22 protein-coding genes are annotated in these 23,054 nt (G+C 37.2%); 15 read left to right on the top strand and 7 right to left on the bottom strand.

From position 1 onward, the window contains the following. Positions 1-97: 97 nt before the first annotated feature. The 6 genes from gyrB to dnaA form a co-directional block, all read right to left on the bottom strand. Positions 98-2,011 (bottom strand): DNA topoisomerase (ATP-hydrolyzing) subunit B, encoded by a 1,914-nt coding sequence (gene gyrB, locus CD001_RS02720; RefSeq protein ID WP_179298584.1) that lies wholly within the window; start codon positions 2,009-2,011, stop codon positions 98-100. Positions 2,012-2,096: 85 nt separating this feature from the next. After that, positions 2,097-2,357, bottom strand: a complete 261-nt coding sequence (remB, locus tag CD001_RS02715) for an extracellular matrix regulator RemB (protein ID WP_096186095.1) — start codon at positions 2,355-2,357, stop codon at positions 2,097-2,099. Positions 2,358-2,367: 10 nt separating this feature from the next. Continuing rightward, the gene (recF, locus tag CD001_RS02710; protein WP_096186094.1) at positions 2,368-3,489 is read right to left on the bottom strand and encodes a DNA replication/repair protein RecF; all 1,122 of its coding nucleotides are present in this window, start codon (positions 3,487-3,489) and stop codon (positions 2,368-2,370) included. 14 nt (positions 3,490-3,503) lie between these two features. Next, on the bottom strand, positions 3,504-3,725 hold the full coding sequence (gene yaaA / locus CD001_RS02705; RefSeq protein WP_096186093.1) for a S4 domain-containing protein YaaA: 222 nt from the start codon (positions 3,723-3,725) through the stop codon (positions 3,504-3,506). 260 nt (positions 3,726-3,985) lie between these two features. Further along, positions 3,986-5,128 (bottom strand): DNA polymerase III subunit beta, encoded by a 1,143-nt coding sequence (gene dnaN / locus CD001_RS02700; protein WP_096186092.1) that lies wholly within the window; start codon positions 5,126-5,128, stop codon positions 3,986-3,988. A gap of 227 nt (positions 5,129-5,355) precedes the next feature. Continuing rightward, positions 5,356-6,714, bottom strand: coding sequence for a chromosomal replication initiator protein DnaA (gene dnaA / locus CD001_RS02695; RefSeq protein ID WP_096186091.1), 1,359 nt, complete (start codon positions 6,712-6,714; stop codon positions 5,356-5,358). 675 nt (positions 6,715-7,389) lie between these two features. On the opposite strand from dnaA, the gene rpmH reads away from it, so the two are divergent. The 13 genes from rpmH to CD001_RS02630 all read left to right on the top strand — a co-directional run bounded on the left by rpmH (position 7,390) and on the right by CD001_RS02630 (position 20,948). After that, positions 7,390-7,527, top strand: coding sequence for a 50S ribosomal protein L34 (gene rpmH / locus CD001_RS02690; protein WP_096186090.1), 138 nt, complete (start codon positions 7,390-7,392; stop codon positions 7,525-7,527). Between the two features lie 273 nt (positions 7,528-7,800). Then, on the top strand, positions 7,801-8,163 hold the full coding sequence (gene rnpA / locus CD001_RS02685; RefSeq protein ID WP_096186089.1) for a ribonuclease P protein component: 363 nt from the start codon (positions 7,801-7,803) through the stop codon (positions 8,161-8,163). An 11-nt stretch (positions 8,164-8,174) separates the two neighbouring features. After that, positions 8,175-8,420, top strand: a complete 246-nt coding sequence (yidD, locus tag CD001_RS02680; protein ID WP_096186088.1) for a membrane protein insertion efficiency factor YidD — start codon at positions 8,175-8,177, stop codon at positions 8,418-8,420. 138 nt (positions 8,421-8,558) lie between these two features. Then, positions 8,559-9,365 (top strand): YidC family membrane integrase SpoIIIJ, encoded by an 807-nt coding sequence (spoIIIJ, locus tag CD001_RS02675; protein ID WP_096186087.1) that lies wholly within the window; start codon positions 8,559-8,561, stop codon positions 9,363-9,365. Next, positions 9,362-9,979 carry an RNA-binding cell elongation regulator Jag/EloR gene (gene jag, locus CD001_RS02670; RefSeq protein WP_096186086.1) on the top strand — a complete coding sequence of 206 codons (618 nt, stop codon included), beginning with the start codon at positions 9,362-9,364 and terminating at the stop codon, positions 9,977-9,979. The genes spoIIIJ and jag overlap by 4 nt, the downstream gene beginning before the upstream one ends. 589 nt (positions 9,980-10,568) lie before the next feature. Further along, the gene (mnmE, locus tag CD001_RS02665) at positions 10,569-11,945 is read left to right on the top strand and encodes a tRNA uridine-5-carboxymethylaminomethyl(34) synthesis GTPase MnmE (RefSeq protein ID WP_096186085.1); all 1,377 of its coding nucleotides are present in this window, start codon (positions 10,569-10,571) and stop codon (positions 11,943-11,945) included. Positions 11,946-12,032: 87 nt separating this feature from the next. Continuing rightward, positions 12,033-13,919 carry a tRNA uridine-5-carboxymethylaminomethyl(34) synthesis enzyme MnmG gene (gene mnmG, locus CD001_RS02660; protein ID WP_096186084.1) on the top strand — a complete coding sequence of 629 codons (1,887 nt, stop codon included), beginning with the start codon at positions 12,033-12,035 and terminating at the stop codon, positions 13,917-13,919. A gap of 30 nt (positions 13,920-13,949) precedes the next feature. Then, positions 13,950-14,666, top strand: a complete 717-nt coding sequence (rsmG, locus tag CD001_RS02655) for a 16S rRNA (guanine(527)-N(7))-methyltransferase RsmG (RefSeq protein WP_096186083.1) — start codon at positions 13,950-13,952, stop codon at positions 14,664-14,666. An 859-nt stretch (positions 14,667-15,525) separates the two neighbouring features. Beyond that, positions 15,526-16,383 carry a nucleoid occlusion protein gene (gene noc / locus CD001_RS02650; RefSeq protein WP_096186082.1) on the top strand — a complete coding sequence of 286 codons (858 nt, stop codon included), beginning with the start codon at positions 15,526-15,528 and terminating at the stop codon, positions 16,381-16,383. Positions 16,384-17,372: 989 nt separating this feature from the next. Continuing rightward, positions 17,373-18,134, top strand: coding sequence for a ParA family protein (locus CD001_RS02645; RefSeq protein WP_096186081.1), 762 nt, complete (start codon positions 17,373-17,375; stop codon positions 18,132-18,134). Next, a complete protein-coding gene (locus tag CD001_RS02640; protein ID WP_096186080.1) occupies positions 18,127-18,975 on the top strand; it encodes a ParB/RepB/Spo0J family partition protein in 849 nt (282 codons plus the stop codon). The genes CD001_RS02645 and CD001_RS02640 overlap by 8 nt, the downstream gene beginning before the upstream one ends. 105 nt (positions 18,976-19,080) lie before the next feature. Continuing rightward, positions 19,081-20,235, top strand: coding sequence for an aminotransferase class V-fold PLP-dependent enzyme (locus CD001_RS02635; RefSeq protein ID WP_096186079.1), 1,155 nt, complete (start codon positions 19,081-19,083; stop codon positions 20,233-20,235). Between the two features lie 11 nt (positions 20,236-20,246). Next, positions 20,247-20,948: a DUF554 domain-containing protein gene (locus tag CD001_RS02630; protein ID WP_096186078.1), complete on the top strand. Its 702-nt coding sequence runs from the start codon at positions 20,247-20,249 to the stop codon at positions 20,946-20,948. Between the two features lie 84 nt (positions 20,949-21,032). On the opposite strand, the gene yyaC is transcribed toward CD001_RS02630, so the two are convergent. Continuing rightward, the gene (gene yyaC, locus CD001_RS02625; RefSeq protein ID WP_257009690.1) at positions 21,033-21,635 is read right to left on the bottom strand and encodes a spore protease YyaC; all 603 of its coding nucleotides are present in this window, start codon (positions 21,633-21,635) and stop codon (positions 21,033-21,035) included. 87 nt (positions 21,636-21,722) lie between these two features. On the opposite strand from yyaC, the gene CD001_RS02620 reads away from it, so the two are divergent. Continuing rightward, positions 21,723-22,754 carry a YkvI family membrane protein gene (locus CD001_RS02620; protein ID WP_096186076.1) on the top strand — a complete coding sequence of 344 codons (1,032 nt, stop codon included), beginning with the start codon at positions 21,723-21,725 and terminating at the stop codon, positions 22,752-22,754. A 75-nt stretch (positions 22,755-22,829) separates the two neighbouring features. Further along, the gene (locus CD001_RS02615; RefSeq protein WP_096186075.1) at positions 22,830-23,033 is read left to right on the top strand and encodes a DUF951 domain-containing protein; all 204 of its coding nucleotides are present in this window, start codon (positions 22,830-22,832) and stop codon (positions 23,031-23,033) included. Positions 23,034-23,054 lie beyond the last annotated feature (21 nt).

Below are 23,054 nucleotides of genomic sequence, written 5' to 3'. Positions count from 1 at the left end.
GTAACCTGTTTGCGTTCTCAAAAAACTGTTAGAGGATTGAACGTACATCAACCATGCAGCCTAGGCTGCATGGTCTTGATGCAACATTCTTCGTCGGTTAAATATCTAAGTTTTTCACATAATGGGCATTCTCTTGAATAAAATCGCGTCTTGGTTCAACTTTATCACCCATCAATGTTTCAAAGACTTCGTCGGCAACCATAGCATCTGCAAGAGTTACTTGAAGAACTGTTCTCATGTCTGGATCCATTGTCGTTTCCCAAAGCTGTGTCGGGTTCATTTCACCTAAACCTTTGTAACGTTGAAGTCCAGGTTTAGGTGAGTCTGGAATCTCAGAGAGAACTCGTTCCATCTCTTTTTCATTGTACGCATAATGAATTTGTTTTCCTTGCTGAATTTTGTAAAGAGGCGGCTGCGCAATATATACATAACCGTGTTCAATAAGCGGTCGCATATATCGATAAAAGAACGTTAATAATAAAGTTCTAATATGTGCACCATCAACATCCGCATCTGTCATGATAATAATTTTGTGGTATCTCGCTTTAGAAATATCAAAATCATCGCCAATACCAGTGCCTAATGCTGTAATAATCGCCCGAACTTCATTATTGGATAAGATTTTATCGAGGCGAGACTTTTCAACATTAATAATTTTTCCTCGTAACGGAAGAATCGCCTGGAAATGACGGTCACGCCCTTGTTTTGCTGAACCACCAGCAGAGTCACCCTCAACGATATACAGTTCAGATATCGATGCATCCTTAGTCGAGCAGTCCGCAAGTTTTCCTGGAAGAGAACTAACTTCTAACGCAGATTTACGTCTCGTTAACTCCCGTGCTTTTTTTGCAGCATCTCTCGCCCTACTTGCCATTATCCCTTTATCAACAATTTTTCGGGCAACGTTAGGATTTTCTGCCATAAACTTTGTCATCTGTTCACTAAAGAGTGAATCAGTAATCGTTCTTGCTTCACTGTTCCCAAGCTTTGTTTTCGTTTGCCCTTCAAACTGAGGATCTTCAATTTTTACTGAAACAATAGCTGTCAATCCTTCTCGAACATCATCTCCGACTAAATTCGGGTCAGTCTCTTTAAACAAGTTATTTTTCCGAGCATAATCATTGATGACACGAGTAAGTGCTGTTTTGAAACCTGATTCATGTGTTCCGCCTTCATGAGTATTAATATTGTTGGCAAATGAATAAAGGTTACTAGCAAATCCGTCATTGTATTGCATGGCGACCTCAACTGAGATACCTTCTTTTTGCCCTTCGATAAAGACCGGCGTCTCATGAAGAGGTTCCTTTGTGCGGTTTAAGTGTTCGACAAATGAAGCGATTCCACCTTCGTAATAATACTGAGCAGTTTTTCCTTCCTCTCGCTTATCGACAATATTAATCGTTAATCCGCGATTTAAGAATGCTAATTCTCTTAAGCGGTTTGCAAGGATATCATATTCGTATTCTTGTGTTTCAGTGAAAATTTCAGGGTCTGGTTTAAAGTGTATGATCGTACCATGTTTATCTGTTTCACCAATCACTTTTAAGTCTTCATCTGGCACACCGCGCATATATTTCTGATAATGGACTTGTCCATCTAAGTGAACAAAGACCTCTAAATACGTCGATAAGGCGTTAACAACAGAAGCACCTACACCGTGCAGTCCCCCTGATACTTTATAGCCTCCGCCGCCAAATTTCCCACCCGCGTGCAGAACAGTCATAATGACTTCTACGGCAGGCCGGCCCATTTTTTCATGAATTCCAACTGGAATACCACGACCATTGTCTTCTACCGTTATACTATTATCTTCCTCGATCGTGACACTGATCGTATCGCAATAACCACCCATTGCTTCATCAATACTGTTATCTACGATTTCCCAAACGAGATGGTGTAATCCACGTCCACTTGTCGATCCAATATACATTCCAGGGCGCTTTCTAACTGCCTCAAGCCCTTCTAGTACTTGGATTTGACTTTCATCATAAGAATGTTGTTCAACCGTCACTTTCTTCACCTACACTTCACTGCAGTTTAAGACTGCATTTATAATTTCATATCTATTATCAAAAAGAGTTCCGCTTACCGTTTATTTACTCTTCTTCCTCAACTTCTGTAATTGTTTCAGCTCTTCTTTTTAACGTATGGGACGAGATTGGCGATAAATAGACATAATCATCCGTAATAATAACTGACTTCGGCTTATCATCAGAAATCGCAATGGTCTTATCACTTTTTTCATGTTCTTGTAAAAAATCTTGGTTATCTTGAGACAAACCTTTACTATGATGATCTAAAATGGCTATAATTTTTTTTGAACTGAGAACCATATCTCCACCTAAATGAATAAACATCTCCGCCACCTCACTTTTTCACTTCAATATTTCCGTCATTGACAACATACATATCAGCTTGACGCAACGTTTCATGGTTAATGCCATCAACACTCGTCGTTGTTACGAACGTTTGTACTTTTCCTTGAATCGTGTTTAATAAATGAGACTGACGGTGATCGTCTAATTCCGACAGGACGTCATCTAATAAAAGAATTGGAAATTCACCGACTTTTTCATGGATTAATTCAATCTCAGCTAATTTAAGAGAGAGGGCTGTCGTACGCTGTTGACCTTGTGAACCATACATTTGAATATCCCTGTCGTTGACAAGAAACTGAATGTCATCGCGATGGGGGCCGGCTAATGTTGTTCCACGTTGAATTTCCCGTTCTTTTTTACTGGAATATACTTCTTCTAATGTCTTTACCATTGTCGACAAATCCATGTCTTCTGATACGTTACTTGAAGGAACATAGTTGATTTGCAGCTTCTCTTTACCTCGGCTTATATCTCTATGGATTGTTTCAGCCCAAGATTGAAGTTTATCAATAAAAACGTACCTTTTTTCTAATACTTGGACAGCAGACTGAATGAGCTGTTCAGTCATAACTGAAAGCATCGTGTCATTGTATTCCAGCTTTTTTTGCTGAACATCTTTAAGCCACTGGTTTCTCTGTTTTAACACTTTATAGTATTGAGAAAGGTAATACAGATAGACAGAATGAATCTGTCCCATTTCCATATCTAAAAATCGTCTACGTACTTGAGGACTGCCTTTTACAAGATTAAGATCCTCAGGGGCAAACATGACGATATTACACGCTCCGATATATTCACTTAACCTTTTTTTCTCCAAATGATTAAGTTTGACCTTTTTCCCTTTATTAGAAAACACCACTTCCATATGAAGTGGTCCATTTCGATTCGTTAAGTGACCTTCGACTTTGGCAAACGGCTGATCCCAGCGAATTAATTCTTTATCTCTTGATGTTCGATGTGATTTTGCCATCGCTAAAACATAGATAGCTTCCATCAAGTTTGTTTTACCTTGGGCATTTTCACCAATGATCACATTGACTTTGTTTTCAAATTGTAGATTCATCTTTTCATAATTTCGGTAATCTTTAATTGTCACTTCGTCAATATGCAATGGGATCCCTCACATCAAACACCTTTTTCAATTTTTACGACTCCGACGTCACTGATTTGTACTTCATCTCCTGGATAAAGCTTTTTCCCGCGGCGTGTTTCCTCGATGTCATTAAGTAAGACGGGGTAGTCCTGTAAATACCATTTAGCAGCGCCTCCAGTTGAAATGACACCAATTTCTTTAAGCAGCTGGCCTAGAGTAATAAATTCACTGTTGATTTGAACCGTTTGTTCCAATGTGTGTCACTCGCTTTCTTATCATTCAAATACTTTTTGAATGTAAAATATCCACAACTTATATTGTACTAAAATTATTCTCTTTTCGCCAATCCGACTTAATATGTTATTTTTTCGGGAATTTTCAACATAAATATGAACTTTATATGAAACGTTTAAAGCTTATATATAAATGACTCTAAAGTTACTGACCATTTTAATCGTCCGCTCCCTTAGGATCATTCATTACCAAAAAAAGAAAAACTACCAAATCGGTAGTTTTAATAAGTTCGCACCGGCGAGAAAAGATGAAGCATATTATCGTGATCTGTTGGTTTTAACACAAATGGACTCATTGCTCCAGTAAAATCAATGTTTATTTCTGATGAATCAATCACTTTTAACGCATCAATAATATTTTTTCCGTTGAAAGAAATACGCAGTTCTTCGCCAGAAAACTCAATTGAATGAATATCTTCCGTTACTTTACCAACTTCTGGAGTAACAGAAGTAATTTCTAAATGACCTTGATCAAGTGTCTTTAAATTAACGACATTATTTTTTCCTTCTCTTGATAGAAGAAGAGAACGTTCGATTGCTTGCATAAATCCTTTTGCATCTAGTGTAACACTTGTTTTCGAATGAGAAGGAATCATATTTTTGGTTGCTGGATAATTTCCGTCTAAAAGTCTTGAGAAGAACAATAAGTTTTCGGCTTTAAATAAAATTTGATTGTCTGTGACAATAATGTCTACCCACTCTTCTGATTCATCCAAAATTTTATTTAACTCGTTTAAACTTTTACCTGGTATGACCACGTTAGAGAAGGAAATATCACTACCATTTGCTTCAATTTGAGCTGAACGCATTGCTAATCTATGGCTGTCTGTAGCTGTACACATTAACTTACTGTCTTCAATAGCCCAATTCACTCCTGTTAAGATCGGGCGCGTTTCAACGGTTGAAACAGCAAATACCGTTTGTCGAATCATATTTTTTAATAAGTCTGTACGTAATTTAAATGTGTTTTCTTCTTCAATTTGTGGAAGTCTCGGATATTCTTCTGGATCAAGACCATTTAAATTAAAAACTGATGAACCTGATTTTAATGTTGTCGAAAATTGATCATTTACAGCAATTTCAATTGTATCATTCGGGAGTTTTTTAACAATTTCAGCGAAAAATTTAGCTTGTAAAACAATACTCCCTGCTTCTTCTACTTCTACATGCTGTTCATCTCCAACGACTGCAGGAATAAAAGATTCGATAGAGATATCAGAATCACTGCCTGTTAAGGTAACTCCTTCATCATTAGCTTCAATTTTTACTCCGGTTAAGATAGGTATCGTTGTTCTTGGAGAGATTGCTTTAGTCACATGTTGAACACTGTGTACGAATTGATCACGTTGAATCGAAAATTTCATAATTTCATGATCCTCACTTTCTCTATTCTCTTAATGATCATTTTATCAAATGAATGCCAATCAAAATATATTATATTTAATCTATTTTTTAATAAAAATAATAGAAGTACTAGTAATATAGAGTGTTAATATGTGGATAACTATGTAAAAAGCTAGTTATATCTAAGTTATCCACTTGTGGAAAGATTGTTAATAACTGTGCACAGGTTATTCACATTAACCACAAGTTATGTTTTGAGCTGATCGCTAATTTCTTGTACTTGGCGTTGTAAATCTGAATCTGATGTAAGCAGTTTTGAGATTTTTTCATGTGCATGAATGACAGTAGTATGATCACGCCCGCCAAATTCACTGCCAATTTTCGGTAGTGAACTATCTGTTAATTCTCTAGATAAGTACATGGCAATCTGCCTAGGGTATGCAACAGATTTCGTTCTTTTCTTCGCTTTCATTTCTTCGATTTTTACATGGAAAGCTTCAGCGACAGCTTGTTGAATGCTTTGGATTGTAATCGTTTTTGGCTTTGAATTTGGAATAATATCTTTTAAAGCGACTGCAGCTAAGTCTGCATTCATATCTTGATTGATCAGCGATGAATACGCGACAACACGGATTAATGCTCCTTCCAATTCACGAATATTTGTATCAATTTGATTTGCTATATAAAGCATGACTTCATTAGGAATATCTAAATTTTCCGCTTTTGCTTTTTTACGCAAAATTGCAATACGTGTTTCTAAATCAGGAGGAGTAATATCAGTGATCAGTCCCCATTCAAATCGTGAACGTAACCGGTCTTCAAGTGTAGGAATTTCTTTTGGTGGACGGTCGCTTGAGATGACGATTTGTTTTGCTTCTTCATGTAATGCATTAAATGTATGGAAAAACTCTTCTTGTGTTTGTTCTTTCCCTGCCAAAAATTGAATATCATCAATTAAAAGCACATCGACATTTCGATATTTATTCCGAAAATTCACGGCTTTATTATCACGTATGGAATTAATAAATTCATTTGTAAATTTCTCGGATGACAAATAAACAACCTTCGCTCCTGGATTATGATCGATGACATAATGGCCGATTGCATGCATTAAGTGTGTCTTACCTAACCCAACACCTCCATATATAAACAATGGATTATATGCTTTTGCAGGTGCTTCAGCAACAGCTAGTGAGGCTGCATGTGCAAATCTGTTTCCACTTCCAATGACGAACGTATCAAACGTGTACTTTGGATTTAACATGTGTTTTGGAGGATCATCCTGTGTATCGACATTCGTCTTTACAGGCGTTTTCATTTTTTCGAGTAACTCAAGCTCCTCCTCTTTTTCATCTTTCGGCAAAATAAAACGAGCTTCTAACTCTGCTCCTGTTAGCTCATTTAATGTTTCAGTAATAATCCCAAAGTATCTGTTTTCCAGCCAATCACGCGCAAATTCATTTGGTGCAATGACGGTAATCGTATTTGTACTTTGGTCGATTGCGTCTGCCTTTGTAAATTTAAACCACGTATCAAAACTAGGTTTACTTACTTTTTTCTCTATTATTTTTAATGCCTGATCCCAAAGGTCATTTAAATTTTCCAACTAGATTCCCTCCTTACAACAGTTCTGTCCTATAACAAAAACCTATTTATTACGACAATTCGCTCCCCTTGTACAACATTTGTATAACAACGATGAATAAAGTGAATATTTATACTGGGCAAAAAATGTGGAAAAGAATATAATATAGAAGAAACTCGTCGATCCACGTTATGCACAATCGTGTGGACAAGTTTATTAAGATCCACTGAACAACTATCCACACAGTTGTTAACAGTTGTGGATAGTTTATATTCTAACACAAGTTTTCCACGAGAAAAAACAACAATATGATATCAAATATATCTAGAAATGACAATGGTCTTAATTAGTTATCCACATCATTCAAGGGGTTGTGTTCAAACCTTGTCCACAACACTAGATAGTGTGTAAAAGTTGTCGAAAGACTTGTGGGGAAGTGGGAAAAATTGTTGAAATTTGTCCACAGGTGGAGAAGTAGGGAAATTGTTTCATATTTGTTTAGCTGAGGGAAAAGTACGTTACATTCTATTTATCATCATGAAAAAATATGACAACATTCTTTTTCGAATAAGGGGATCTGTCGAAGGATAAAGAAAATATTGGATAGTGAAGGAGAACATCTTGACATTAGAAAGGTCCTCTCATATAATTTACAAGACTGTCTTTATCGGATATTCCCGCAGGAGGTGTTAATAAATGGGTAAACCAACATTTAATCCAAATAATCGTAAACGTAAAAAAGTTCACGGTTTTCGTGCACGTATGAGCACTAAGAACGGACGCAAAGTATTAGCTAACCGTCGTCGTAAAGGAAGAAAAGTATTATCTGCTTAATCGGCCACTGAATTATCAGTGGTCTTTTTTTCACTTTTAGAAAATTAAAAACATAATAGAGATAGAAGGAATATTCGTATTTTATAGGAAAGCGTATTACAATTGAAATAATTAATAAAAGCGCTTTGATAAATCATAGAGGAATGATCCTATAATTTCTTTTAAATGAGTTGGCGTGAATGTCTGTTATTCTATATAATGTAACTTGGGTCTATACGAAATGATTTAGCTGGCGGCACAGGACAATTGGACAAGATATTTGAGGTGTTATAGATGAAGAAAGAAAACCGCTTGAAAAAAAATGAGGAATTTCAAATTGTTTTTCAACGGGGGACGTCTGTAGCAAATCGGCAATTTGTCGTTTATCAAGTCGAAAAAAAAGCACAAAAAGATGTAAGAATTGGACTGTCTGTCAGTAAAAAAATTGGTAATGCCGTAACAAGGAACCGGATTAAAAGACTTATTAGAGAAGTATTGAGAGATCTGATTCCCGAATTAAAACAAAATTACGACTTAATCATTATTGCCCGAAAACCGGTGGCAGAAATGAATCAGCACGAAGTAAAAAAATCAATTAACCATGTGTTAAACCGCGCAAAACTAATAAAGAGAGTCCGACAAATGAATAAAAAGTAGGTGGAAACAGAATGAAATGGCTTTTTATTCGCCTCATTCGATTTTATCAAAGATATATTTCGAGATATACACCACCGACGTGCAGATTTTATCCTACATGCTCACAGTATAGTCTAGAAGCTTTCCAGCGCTTTGGAGCTGTGAAAGGGCTCTGGCTTACGATTAAAAGAATTGTGAAATGTCAACCCTTTCATTCAGGTGGATATGATCCAGTACCCGAAAGAAAAGGGAAAAAAACATCACAACGCAGTGAGTAATGTTATTTCGGTCATTCTTAAAATATGTGTTCAAAAAAGTATACAAAGAAAATAAGACCCTTATATTGGTGCTTTTCGAACATTCTCAGAATGACGTTTTCATATATAAAGAAGATAGGTGAGTTAGGAGGACCATCAGTGGCAAGAAAAATAGGTTTAGTTTCGTTATTAATAGGCTTAATGCTATTTATGACAGGTTGTTTCAATATTAATGAACCAATTAAAGCAGAAAGTACTGGCATTTGGGATTCTTTCTTTGTTTATCCGCTATCATGGTTAATGACAACGATAGCAGAAGCATTAGGAAACAGTTATGGATTAGCGATTATTATCGTCACCATTTTACTTCGTATTTTAATCTTACCTCTAATGATCAAACAGACTAAGAGTACGAAGGCGATGCAAGCAATTCAGCCAGAAATGAAAGAACTAAGAGAAAAATATAGTGCCAAGGATCAGCAGACACAGCAAAAACTGCAGCAGGAAATGATGCAGCTGTTCCAGAAGCATAAAGTAAATCCGTTAGCTGGGTGTTTCCCGATTCTTGTACAAATGCCGATACTAATTGCATTTTATCATGCAATTATTCGGACTCCGCAAATTAACCCAGAGGTCGATCCTAGTTACACAGGTATGCCGCAAGATTTTCTCTGGTTTGAATTAGGAAGTGCGGATCCATATTTTATCTTACCTTTAGTAGCTGGTGCGACGACATTTATCCAGCAAAAAATGATGATGGTACAAGACAATCCGCAAATGCGCGTATTAATGTACATGATGCCGATCATGATTATTGCATTTGCTGCATTTTTCCCATCAGCTCTAGCGCTTTACTGGGTAATTGGTAACTTGTTTATGATTGTACAAACGTACTTTATTACAGGGCCAAATGTTGGTAAAAATAAAGATAACGGGCCTGAAACAGGGGGAGCGAAAAACAAGTGAGAAAAGTAACTGTATCAGGGAAAACGGTTGACGAAGCAGTTGAAATAGGGTTAGGAAAGCTTGAAGCAACAAAAGATAATGTTGATATAAAAGTGATTGAAGAACCTCAAAAAGGACTGTTCGGCTTATTAGGAAGTAAACCTGCTGTCGTAGAAGTCATCGTAAAGCCGGATCCAGTAAAAGAAGCACTTGTCTTTTTACGCGAAACAATTGATAAAATGGGCGTGTCTGCATATGTTGAAAAAGAAGAGCGTGAAGAAGGAATTTGTTTAAATATAACAGGTGAAGACATCGGAGTTCTTATAGGAAAAAGAGGGCAAACGTTAGATTCTCTTCAATATTTAACGAATTTAGTCGCAAATCGTCGTTCAGATCAATACCTTCGAATTCATCTCGATGCAGAAGGATATCGAGCTAGACGTAAAGAAGCTCTTGAAACGTTAGCAAAACGTCTTGGAAATAAAGCTCTTCGGACAAAGCGAGAAGTTCGATTAGAACCTATGAGCGCACATGAACGAAAAATTATTCATACAACGTTACAAAACATTGATGGAATTAAAACATTTTCAGATGGTGAAGAACCAAATCGACGTATTATTGTAGCACCTAAATAAAATAATCATTAATAGAAATATGAGAGCCTATGCTGTTGATCAGTGTAGGCTTTTTTGTATTGATTAATTGAAGGGAATTAAGGTATGAAGTAGTAGTTATTTACTCACATTATAAACGTTTACCTGGAACTAGGATGATTGTCACAAAAATATGGGCTGCTTTACTGAGTGAAATAGGAGCGTTTAGCCTGTACGTAAGACTCTCATTGCTCTGTGGAAAACTTTTCTGAACACTTTTATTATAATAGGTGTGGATAAATAGAAGGAGACAATCGTGGTAAAAATATTATTCACATGTGGACAAAAAAATATCGAGTTTATGTTTGTTGTGGATGGATTATCATTTTTTTGCCAAAAATGATGAAAAGTACATAAAAAGCCAAATTGAATGTTCATATGATAAAAGGAGTCCGATACGGAGATCTTTTATAGATAGGGAGTTTGTGGTATTCTATTAATTTGGAAAGGTGTTTTAAACACGAAAAGTGCTTATTACAGGTTGTTCAAAAAGTCTGGGAAAATAGTAGTCCTCCTTTTTGAACACGGATTATTATAGAAAATTGGATCAAGATAAAAGGAGGTGTATTCGATGGAATTGGATACAATTTCCGCAATTTCGACACCGATGGGGGAAGGAGCTATCGGAATCGTAAGAATTAGTGGTGAAAAAGCAGTTGAAATTGCTGATCGTTTATATAGAGGAAAAATGAAGCTGGAAGAGGTTCAAAGTCATACGATAAACTATGGACATATCGTTGATTCGAAAACGGAGGAGACAGTTGAGGAAGTAATGGTTTCAGTTTTGCGTGGACCGAAAACGTTCACGAAGGAAGATATTATTGAAATTAACTGTCACGGCGGGATTGTTTCAGTTAATAAAGTTTTACAGCTTGTATTAAACGAAGGAGCACGTTTAGCAGAACCGGGGGAATTTACGAAACGTGCATTTTTAAATGGACGAATTGATTTGTCTCAGGCAGAAGGGGTTATGGACCTCATTCGTGCTAAATCCGACCGTGCGATGAATGTTGCATTGAAGCAAGTTGAAGGAAGGCTTTCCAACCGTATACAAAAATTAAGAAAAGCGTTACTTGAGACAGTCGCTCACGTAGAAGTAAATATTGATTATCCTGAATATGATGCAGAAGAAATGACATTAGAAATCTTAGAAGAAAAAGGAACGTTTGTGAAACAAGATATCGAAAAGTTGTTACAAACCGCTCAACAAGGGAAGATATTACGGGATGGGTTGTCAACGGTCATTATTGGCCGTCCAAACGTAGGAAAATCATCTTTATTAAACAGCTTAGTTCACGACAATAAAGCGATTGTGACAGATATTCCTGGTACGACACGGGATGTAATTGAAGAATATGTGAATGTACGCGGAGTACCGTTAAGACTTTTAGATACAGCTGGGATTAGAGAAACAGAAGACGTCGTGGAAAAGATCGGTGTAGAACGTTCTCGTAAAGTCGTTCTTGATGCTGAATTAGTCCTTTTAGTATTAAACTATAATGAAGAGCTTACAGCAGCTGATGAAGAACTTTTTCATATTAGTCAAGACCGTGATACGATTGTGATCATTAATAAAACAGATCTAGATCAACACATTGATCTAGAGCGAGTAAAGAAATTAGCTGGCAATCAAACAGTTATTACCACTTCACTCCTTAAAGATGAAGGGATTGATGAACTGGAAGAAGCAATTAAGCAATTGTTTTTTGAAGGAGAGCTGGAAGCGCAAGATCTTACTTATGTTTCAAACTCAAGGCATATTGCGTTATTAAATCAAGCCCATCAAGCGATTACAGAAGCTTTATCAGCCGCTGAATCAGGTATGCCTATTGATATGATCCAAATAGATATCACGAAAACGTGGGAGCTTTTAGGTGAAGTGATTGGAGACTCTGTACAAGAAAGTTTAATCGACCAACTCTTTTCACAATTTTGTTTAGGAAAATAATATGGATGTAAGAACTTGTTCATGATAAACATTTGATGATTGTCAAAAGCAATTCGATTTAACATCCTGTTAAAGGAGGGATTATCTGTGAGTTATGATGGAGGACAGTTCGATGTCATTGTCATTGGGGCAGGGCATGCCGGAGTCGAAGCTGGTTTAGCTTCAGCGAGAATGGGCGCAAATACATTAATGCTTACGTTGAATTTAGATGCTGTTGCGTATATGCCGTGTAACCCTTCTGTTGGAGGACCAGCAAAAGGAATTGTCGTCAGAGAGATTGATGCTTTAGGCGGCGAAATGGCACGTAATATCGATAAAACCCATATTCAGATGCGCATGCTGAATACAGGTAAAGGACCGGCTGTTCGCGCTTTGAGAGCACAAGCAGATAAATTTTTATATCAGCACGAAATGAAAAAAACAATTGAAGAAACGGAAAACTTACTGCTACGCCAAGGCATGGTTGAACGTTTGATCGTTGAAAACGGGATTATTAAAGGAGTCGAAACACAAACTGGGGCAAAATACGGAGCGAAAGCTGTTATTGTGACAACAGGTACGTATTTACGCGGCAAAGTGATCCTCGGTGACTTAGCGTACGATAGTGGTCCAAATAATATGCAGCCATCTGTTAATTTATCCTATCATTTACAAGAGCTAGGGTTTGAGATGGTTCGTTTTAAAACGGGAACACCGCCAAGAGTAAACAGTTCAACAATTGATTACAGTCAAACTGAAATTCAACCAGGTGATGATCAGCCGCGGGCATTCTCATATGAAACGACAAAATATATTACTGACCAGCTTCCTTGCTGGTTAACGTATACGAGTGATGAGACACACCAAATTATAACTGGGAACTTAAGTCGTTCACCTATGTATTCTGGTATGATTGAAGGTACAGGACCACGCTATTGTCCATCTATTGAAGATAAAGTCGTTCGGTTCAACGATAAGCCTCGTCATCAAATTTTCCTTGAACCAGAAGGTAGAAATACGAGTGAGGTTTACGTTCAAGGATTATCAACAAGCTTACCTGAAGACGTTCAACTTTCTATGTTAAAAACGATTCCAGGATTGGAGAAAGTTCGGATGATGCGTCCTGGATATGCAATTGAATATGATGCGATTGTTCCTACGCAATTATGGCCGTCCCTTGAGACGAAAGCGATTGAAGGACTTTTTACAGCGGGCCAAATTAATGGAACAAGTGGGTACGAAGAAGCAGCTGGCCAAGGGATTATGGCAGGAATTAATGCTGCAAGGAAAGTGCAGGAAAAAGAGCCAGTCATATTAGACCGTTCAGATGCTTATATCGGCGTGTTAATTGATGATCTTATAACGAAAGGGACGAATGAACCTTACCGGTTATTAACGTCCCGTGCTGAATATCGTCTTTTACTCCGCCACGATAACGCTGATTTACGATTAACGGAAATTGGACACGATATCGGTCTAATCAATGAAGAACGCTATGAAAAGTTTTTAACGAAGAAAGCAGAAATTGCTGAAGAAGTTAAAAGACTGGAAAGTACAGTTATAAAGGTAACCGATGATGCACAGAATTTGATGGAAGAAGTGGAGTCATCGCCATTAAAAGATGCCACTTATGCTAATGTATTATTAAAGCGTCCTGAAGTTACGTATGAGCACGTTGCAAAATTAACACCTTCTGAAAAACCATTAGATGATGATGTGAAAGAGCAAGTAGAAATTCAAGTGAAATACGAGGGGTACATCTCAAAACAATTAGAGCAAGTTGACCGTTTAAAGAAGATGGAAAATAAGAAATTACCTGAGGATCTTGATTATCATGCGATTAACGGATTAGCCACAGAGGCAAGACAAAAGCTTTCAGAGGTACGTCCGCTTTCAGTTGCCCAAGCTTCACGAGTATCCGGTGTGAATCCTTCTGATGTTTCCGTTCTTCTTGTATATTTAGAGCAAGGTCGCTTGAAGCGAGTAGGCCAGTAGACTTTTCAATTTCCTAAAGGTGGGGGAAAGATGAACGAAGACCAATTTCGAGAAATGCTGCAACAAAAAGGTATTCCATTAACAGATGAACAAATGGGTCAATTTAACCAATATTACGAAACATTGATTGAATGGAATGAAAAAATGAATTTAACAGGGTTAACTGATCGAAAAGACGTTTATTTAAAACATTTTTATGATTCGGTTAGTGCTTCATTTTATTTTGACTTTCAACAAGATTTATCAATTGCAGATGTAGGAGCGGGAGCAGGTTTTCCTAGTCTTCCGCTCAAAATTTGTTTTCCGCATATTCAAGTATCAATTGTGGATTCATTAAATAAAAGAATTACATTTTTGAATGCGTTAGCATCTGAGTTAGACTTAAAAGGTGTTTCGTTTTATCACGATCGCGCAGAACTTTTTGCAAAAAAACAAGAACACCGAGAATCATATGATTTAGTCATGGCAAGAGCAGTCGCTCGACTCCCTGTTTTAACTGAATTATGCCTTCCATTAGTAAAGAGGAATGGCTACTTTTTAGCAATGAAAGGTGCTGAAGGGGAGACAGAAGTCGAAGAAGCGAAAAAATCGTTGCAAATTTTAGGCGGAAAATTGAAAGATGTTCATTTATTCCAGTTACCTACAGAAGAAAGTAACCGGTCGATGATTATCATTGAAAAGGAGAAGCTTTCACCGAAAAAGTATCCTCGAAAGCCTGGAACTCCGAACAAACAACCTCTTGTATAAGTAGATGGCTATTAAGTTTTTTAGAAAGATTTGTTGTCATAATCAACTACCGGTTTGGTTGGATCAGATTTAAACGAGAAGATGAATGATGCAAGCAAGTAGTGAATGCCAGAAGCTTGCCAAATGGGGAGTTTTCGTACATATTGAGAAGAAAGAAACTGCAATATTATAAAAGATTAAATAAATCATGCAGCTGAACGTTTGTACGTTATTAAGCAAATACTATAACAAGCTCATATCCAATAATGAGTGTCGAACTGCCTGAAATAGATTTGATACAATGATACTATGAAAAACAAAAGTGATTAGACATGGTAAAATATTGTTTTTTCCTATATGATTATTCTATTAGGTTGTTCTAGGAAAGTACTGGTTTTATTAATATAATAGATTCATATTAAAGAGAGTGTTCAAAAAGAGGACAAAAAGAGCCACGTACGTCACTTCAAGAGCTTCCAAACGGATGTAGTGACTTCGGTGCTCCCGCAAGACGCGCGGGGGTTTAGCCGAAGATCCTAATCTAGCGAGTTGTCTCGACAGACAGGATAACCTAATGACGGCCATGCCACAGGACGTGGCGTTTTGTCCGGCTGACGGATCCAATACAAAGCTTAGCTTGTATTGGAAAAAACAGAGTTTTTTCAAGGCGACGAAGTTTTGAGTCGTGGAGCGTATGGTGTAAATACGTGAGTAACGAAGAAACGAGTCAACGCAGAGATACGAAAGTATTTTTCCTGAACTTTTTGACATCCTCTTAAAATGTTTCACGTGAAACATTGTCATGATGGTGAAAAATAGCAGGATTTCAAGCGTTCCTATCGAATAAATGGAGAGTTAGTTTTCATAAGGTGGTGTCGCCATGAAACAATCATTTTCAAGGTTGTTTGGATTAAATGAAAAAAATGAAGAACAAGTCGAAGAAGAGTTAGAAGTAACGGATAAAGAAGAGGTACATCAAATACCTTTAACAGAAATTGTACCGAATCGTTACCAGCCAAGAACTGTTTTTCAAGACGAACGAATTGATGAGTTGGCTCAAACGATCAAAACGCATGGTATTATTCAGCCAATCGTCGTTAGGGAGTTAGAAGGGAAATTTGAAATTATTGCTGGTGAACGCCGTTGGAGAGCGGCTACGTCATTAGGGTGGGAAACAATACCGGCTGTCATAAAATCATTTAACGATGCTCAAACAGCTTCAGTAGCTCTTATCGAGAATTTGCAACGTGAAGGATTAACGTCCATCGAAGAAGCTAACGCGTATGCGAAATTAATTGAACTTCATGGTTTAACTCAGGAAAGTTTAGCGCAACGATTAGGAAAAGGCCAGTCAACGATCGCAAACAAACTTCGGTTGCTTCATCTTCCTGAGCCTGTCCAAAATGCTCTGTTAAACCGGACGATAACTGAGCGGCATGCAAGATCATTAATTGGGTTAAAAGATCCTTCTCTACAAGAACAAGTTTTAGAAAAAATCGTAACAGAGGAATTAAGCGTTAAACAAACAGAAGCTTATATTCAAAGTTTAAAAGAGAAAGATGAAAAGTCGAAAAAGAAAAAGCCAATCCGAAAAGGTGTTTCAAAAGATACGAGATTAGCAATGAATACGATAAGAAAATCGGTTGATATGGTTGTTCAAACAGGGATGAACATTGATACTGATGAGGAAGAACACGACGATTACTATCAATTTACGATTCGTATCCCGAAGTCATAATATATGTTTAATGATGTGAAGGGTGGTGTCTAAAAATTATTATGAGGACACCACTTTTTTCATTTTATAATACAAATCGCAATTGGCGGAGGCTTTCACCTCTGGCACAAGTGAGGTATCTATTCACGCTACACTTCGTATGCATTCGCAGTGTCTTCTGTGACAAGGTCGGTGCATCGACTTCCTAGGTGCACTAGTAGAGGATTTTTTACCAAGATCAATCGAAGAAGAGAATGCGTCGAAGCAGCTCGTAGAGAAATCAGAGAAGAACTGCTCGTTGCTCCTGCGATTACTCGTCGCAAGAAAAACAATGCTCCTGCGGTTACTCGTCGCAAGGAAAAGATGGCTATTCCTTTTCCGCTGGAGTCGCCGCCTCCCACTCTTTCGAGCACATGATGATATATAAATCGCATAGAAAAACGAGCTAGGATACGTTTAGTAAATTCTAGCTCGTTTTTTATTTGCCGCTTTTTTAACCCCCATTTTTCTTTTTTATTTATAGAATGGATTTAATGAGAGTGAGAAAGCTCGATGGCAGAAAGAGCAAATGATCGTATATTTAAAACGTAATATTAAACAGCAACTAAAATCTGAAAAAACCTTTTTACAGTATAAAATTGATCAAGAAACGACAATAAAGTCGGAGCACATTCTTATAAATTTTGGTGAATCTATTAAAAAATAGGCCAAAAGATGAGTAACGATGTCGAATGGTAAAGTGAAGATACTTGTTATTTGCGGTCGTAAGAAATGAAAGAGGGAAGTTGTTTCCGAAGAGAAAGACTTTTTCAATGTAAAAAAGTAGATATTATGAGTTATTTTTTTATTTTTTCTTCTAGGAAGCACTTCACTTCTCCATTTTCATGATAAAATAAAAAATAGTGAAATATAAAAATGTCGTATTATAGCTAACATTGAGTAAATCTAGTACTTATATCAAGTAAAAATAGAAAAAAACGTATTTTAGCGTAAGTGAGGTAGGTGATAGCATGGGAAGAGTTATAGCCATTGCTAATCAAAAGGGCGGTGTTGGAAAGACAACAACTGCTGTTAATTTAAGTGCAGGGATCGCTCATTTAGGGAAAAAAGTATTACTAATTGATATCGATCCGCAAGGCAATACAACTAGTGGAATTGGTGTAGATAAAGGGGATGTCGACGAGTGTATTTATAATGTCCTTGTTGAGGATAAACAAGCAACAGATGTGATCGTTCCATCATCTGTTGAAAATCTATCGATTCTCCCTTCGACAATTCAGCTAGCAGGGGCGGAAATTGAACTAGTTCCGACAATTTCGCGTGAAGTTCGCTTAAAACGAGCAATCGAACAAGTAAAAGAAGAGTATGATTATATTGTGATTGATTGTCCGCCATCATTAGGGTTATTAACCATTAACTCATTAACTGCATCTGATGCCGTACTTATTCCTGTCCAATGTGAGTACTATGCATTGGAAGGGCTGAGTCAGTTGCTTAACACTGTGCGTCTCGTTCAAAAACATTTGAACCATGATTTGCAAATTGAAGGGGTCTTATTAACGATGCTAGATGCCCGTACAAATTTGGGAATTCAAGTAATAGAAGAAGTGAAAAAGTATTTTAGAGAAAAGGTGTTTCAAACGATTATCCCAAGAAATGTAAGGTTAGGAGAAGCACCTAGTCATGGTGAACCGATCATTACATATGACCCGAAATCACGGGGAGCTGAAGTGTACATCGATTTAGCGAAGGAAGTGATGAGTCATGGCTAGAGGACTCGGGAAAGGAATCCAAGCATTTTTTCCTGAAGCAGCAAATGAAAAAGATGATCAAATACAAGAAATAAAAGTAAAGGAATTACGACCGAATCCGTATCAACCACGTAAAGTGTTTGACGATGAGGCAATCGAAGAATTAAAAACTTCTATTAAACAGCACGGTATCTTACAACCACTCATCGTGCGCAAAAGTATTAAAGGGTATGAGATCGTCGTTGGAGAACGCCGGTATCGTGCTGCCAAAGAAGCGAAATTAGAAACAGTGCCCGCTGTAGTTAAAGAGCTTTCAGAAGATCAAATGATGGAGATCGCTTTAATTGAAAACCTACAGCGTGAAGATCTTAATCCCTTGGAAGAAGCAAAAGCGTACCAAAAATTGCTTGAGCATTTACAAGTAACACAAGAAGAGCTGTCAAAGAAGTTAGGTAAAAGTCGTCCACATATTGCGAACCACGTCCGATTATTGCAATTACCACAATTAGCACAAGAGTTCATCGGAGAAGGAAAGCTTTCAATGGGGCATGGAAGAGCGTTATTAGGTTTGAAACGGAAAGACAAATTACCTGCAACGGTTCAAAAAGTAATTAATGAAAAACTAAGTGTTAGACAATTGGAAGAGTTAGTCCAACGAATGAATGAAAATGTTTCACGTGAAACAAAGAAGAAACAAAAGTTATCACCGGTATTAAGAGAAAGAGAATCAATGTTAAAAGAGTATTTTGGTACGAATGTGAACATTAAAAAAGGGAAGAGAAAAGGGAAGATTGAAATCGACTTTTTCTCTGAAGATGATTTAGAAAGAATCATGAGTTTGTTGCATCAAGATCAAGAATAATGTAGGGGGCTGTCCAAGTAGTAAAGTGCCAAGCACTTTCGGGACAGCCCTTTTTCAAACGATTATGATTGATAGAAAATACCGATCTTGAAGGGAGAGGAGATCATGATCTATTTTGACAATGCTGCATCTAGCTTTCCAAAACCAAAGGGGGTTGCGAAGGCCATGTCTGAAGTAGTTCAAAATTATGGAGCAAACCCTGGCAGGGGAGGACATCAGTTAAGCCGGACAGCTTCGGCAATGATCGATGAAACAAGGAAAAAATTATCTTATATGTTCCACAGTGATCGTGCAGATCGAGTATTATTTTTAGCAAATGCAACAACTGCAATCAATCAAGGGATCTTTGGCATTGATTTTCAAAAAGGGGATCACATTATTAGTACAAGCTTTGAACATAATTCGGTACGAAGGCCGCTAGAGAAGCTAAAAAAGGAAAAAAGTGTAGACATTACATATATAAGTCCTCCTACTTCATACCAAGAAGCGAAAGAGAAGTTGATTGATGAATTAACAGATAAAACGAAGCTTGTAATCGTCACGCATGCATCAAATTTAACGGGAGAAGTATTTCCAATTGGTGTATGGGGAGAAGTATTACGAAATCATTCTGCTTTATTTTTTGTTGATGCATCTCAAACTGCTGGTGTATTACCGATCAATATGAAAAATGAAGGTGTTGATTTGTTAGCATTCCCAGGGCATAAAGGGTTATTAGGACCTCAAGGAATAGGTGTATTAATCGCGCAAGAGAAGGTTTCACTAACCCCTTTCATTGTCGGAGGGACGGGCAGTCATTCTGAAGAAAAGGATCAGCCTGCAGTTTGGCCAGGCGGTTACGAAAGCGGTACATTAAATACCCCAGGAATAGCGGGATTACGAAAAGGTCTTGAGTATATTGAAGATCGAGGTACAGAAAGTATCTATCATCATGAGCAACGATTAGCAGAGCATTGCAGGGAGCACTTAAACGAAATAGAGGGTCTTGAAGTTATTCAACGAGAGCGGGTTGAACAGTCACTTGGCGTTATCGCTTTTCGAATACATGGAATTGATGTAAATGAAATGGCGATGATATTAGATGACCATTACAAAATTGCTGTTCGTGCAGGATTGCATTGCAATCCGCTTGCTCACGAAACTCATCATACACTTGATACAGGGTTAGTGCGTATTAGTTTTGGTCCATTTAATACATTGGAAGAAGTGGATCAATTTGTGAAAGCAGTAAAAGAAATTAAGGATGGTCTGCTTAGTTAGGAGATGTAAGTATGGTACTATTTGGAACAATTGTTAATGGACTTGCTATTATTATCGGTGCATGGTTAGGTACAAAACTAAAGTATTTTTCCGATGGAATGAAAGAAACAGTCACGAAAGCGATAGGTTTAGCTGTCGTCGTGTTAGGGATTACAATGGCGATGGAAGGAAACGAAATCATAATTGTCATTTTAAGTTTAGCGATAGGCAGTATCGTCGGTGAACGGTTAAATATAGAAGGAAAGTTAAATGAAGTTGGAAATTGGCTCGAACGGAAAATGAGGAAAAGTAACAGTAGTAATATTGCAGAAGGATTTGTCGCAGCTACTTTGTTATTTGTTGTTGGTGCAATGGCGATAATCGGTGCATTGGATAGCGGTTTAAGACAAGATCATTCAGTGCTACTTACAAAATCAGTATTAGATGGATTCTTTTCCATTGTTTTTGCAGCAACTTTAGGCATCGGTGTTCTTTTTTCGGCATTCCCAGTTCTTTTATATCAAGGAAGCATTGCTTTATCAGCGACGTTCATTGCGACAAGAATTCCCGAAGAGTGGCTGGACCTGCTCATTAGTGAGATTACCTCTGCAGGGGGGATTATGATTATTGGAATAGGGTTAAATTTAATTGGAATATCAAAAATAAGAATCGCGAATCTCCTCCCAGCTATCATTTTTGTCATTTTATTTGTGATCATCTATTCATTATTTTAGGCGTCTCACATTTGTTGTTGTTAAGGAAGAATATTATGTAAAAAAACAGCCAGCTGATGTTAATGAAACCATCTGCTGGCTGTTTTAGTTTATAGATGTACGTGAGTCTTTTTCATTTATATTTCGCAATCTCGTTGAATAAACGATAGAGCGGGAAATCATATCTGCCATTTTCATCACAAGAGATAGTCTCGTATTTTGCAAAACCATCATTTCCATAAATCCGGATACATTCACAATACCAGTTATATGAATATCCCCAACAGCTGGAAGCTGTTTTTTGACAGCAATTCCTGGACGAACTGGCCCTTCTCCAACCGTCATCATCCCAACACTAGTGGAACGACCTAAGCAAGCATCGACACCAATGATAAAAGAATCTGGATCATTTGCACGAATATGATCTAATGTCTCTGCTAAATTTTTTGCATGGACTGGATCTTGCAATGTCCCATAAACATTAATGTCGTGTTGAAAACGTTCATTAATTTTCGTACCGACAAGTGGACCTAGGCTGTCTCCAGTAGAACGGTCTGTTCCAATACAAACGACAATGATTTTTCGGTCATCAGTAGGTAAATAAGCAGCAATATTTTTAGCCATTTTACTAATTGAAGTCAGGTCATCCATATGGTAACGGGACGAGTTTTTCTTAGATTGTGGAAAAAGTTGTCCAGAAAGCATCATACAACCCTCATTTCCAAAATAATAGTATCAGTATACGGATAAATTTTCCGTTCTATACGTCAAATAAATAAAAAAGAGGGGAACAATATGTGGCTTTCGGGATTGAAGTGGATGTTTCTTATAATCGGAACGATGATAGGTGCAGGGTATGCATCAGGAAGAGAATTATGGCAGTTTTTCGGTAACGAAAGCAGCTTTGCAATTCTACTTTTTGCGATTTTGTTTTTTGTTTGCTGCTATGTCATTATGAAAATTAGCTATGAAAAAGGGTCATCTCACTATATTCCTATTTTAAAAGAATTAATGGGAGTACGTTTAACAAAGTTGTATGACGGAATGATTATTTTATATTTATTTTCAACGACGATGATTATGATTGCAGGTGGGGGAGCAACGTTAGAAGTATTACACATCCCTTATTGGTATGGAGTGATCATTATCTCGATCTTACTCGTGCTTCTATTTATTTGGGGAATAAACGGTATGACATCTATGAATGCGATGATCATTCCCGTGTTAATTTTTTGCCTTGTAGCAACACTCGTCGTGTTTCAATGGACATCAGGCTTCTCATTTCATCTAGACATAACGAAACAGCAAAATTGGCCTTCTGCGTTTACTTTTACTGCCCTTAACATTCTCCCGTTAGTTGCCGTCCTTGGGGCAATTGGACATAAAATAAAACATAAAGGTGAATTATGGATTGCAAGTGCAGGAAGCGGACTTTTACTTGGCGTTATTTCATTCTTATATAATGAATCCTTGTTAAAGGTTGCCCATGAAGTGATGCTGTATGAAATTCCGTTATTTGCAATCTTAAAGCATTATCCATACTTTATGGTGTTATTAATGTCTGGTTTACTATGGGGGGCGATTTATACGACAGCTGCCTCAGGTATGCTTGGATTATGTACAAGGTTTAAAGATTATGTGAAACTGCCATTTTGGGCACTTTCACTTCTGTTTATTATTATTATGATTCCTCTAACTACGATAGGATTTTCAAGGTTAATCGCCATTCTGTATCCTTTGTACGGGATATTGAATTTGTACATTTTGGCAGCGATTATTCTTCATCCGATTATGCATCGATTTGATGAACGAGTCATAAACGGATAAAAACGTGGAAAAACAGTGAAATAATATAGTATAATTTCAAAAATGACGGAATTAGGAAAAGGGGAGTGAATAACTATGGGTGATCAAACATTTGAATTAAATGATATTGTAGAAATGAAGAAACCACACCCGTGCGGGGAAAATCGTTGGAAGATCATACGTATGGGAATGGATATACGAATTAAATGTCTAGGCTGTGATCATAGTATTATGCTTCCGAGAAAAATGTTTGAGAAAAAGATGAAGAAAGTGATTCAAAAAAACAGTGATGCTAACTAAACAAGAGATGGACATACATAT

This window comes from Evansella halocellulosilytica (assembly GCF_002335745.1).
Taxonomy (GTDB): domain Bacteria; phylum Bacillota; class Bacilli; order Bacillales; family Salisediminibacteriaceae; genus Bacillus_CA; species Bacillus_CA halocellulosilytica.
This window is presented reverse-complemented; position numbering and strand designations above follow the sequence as displayed.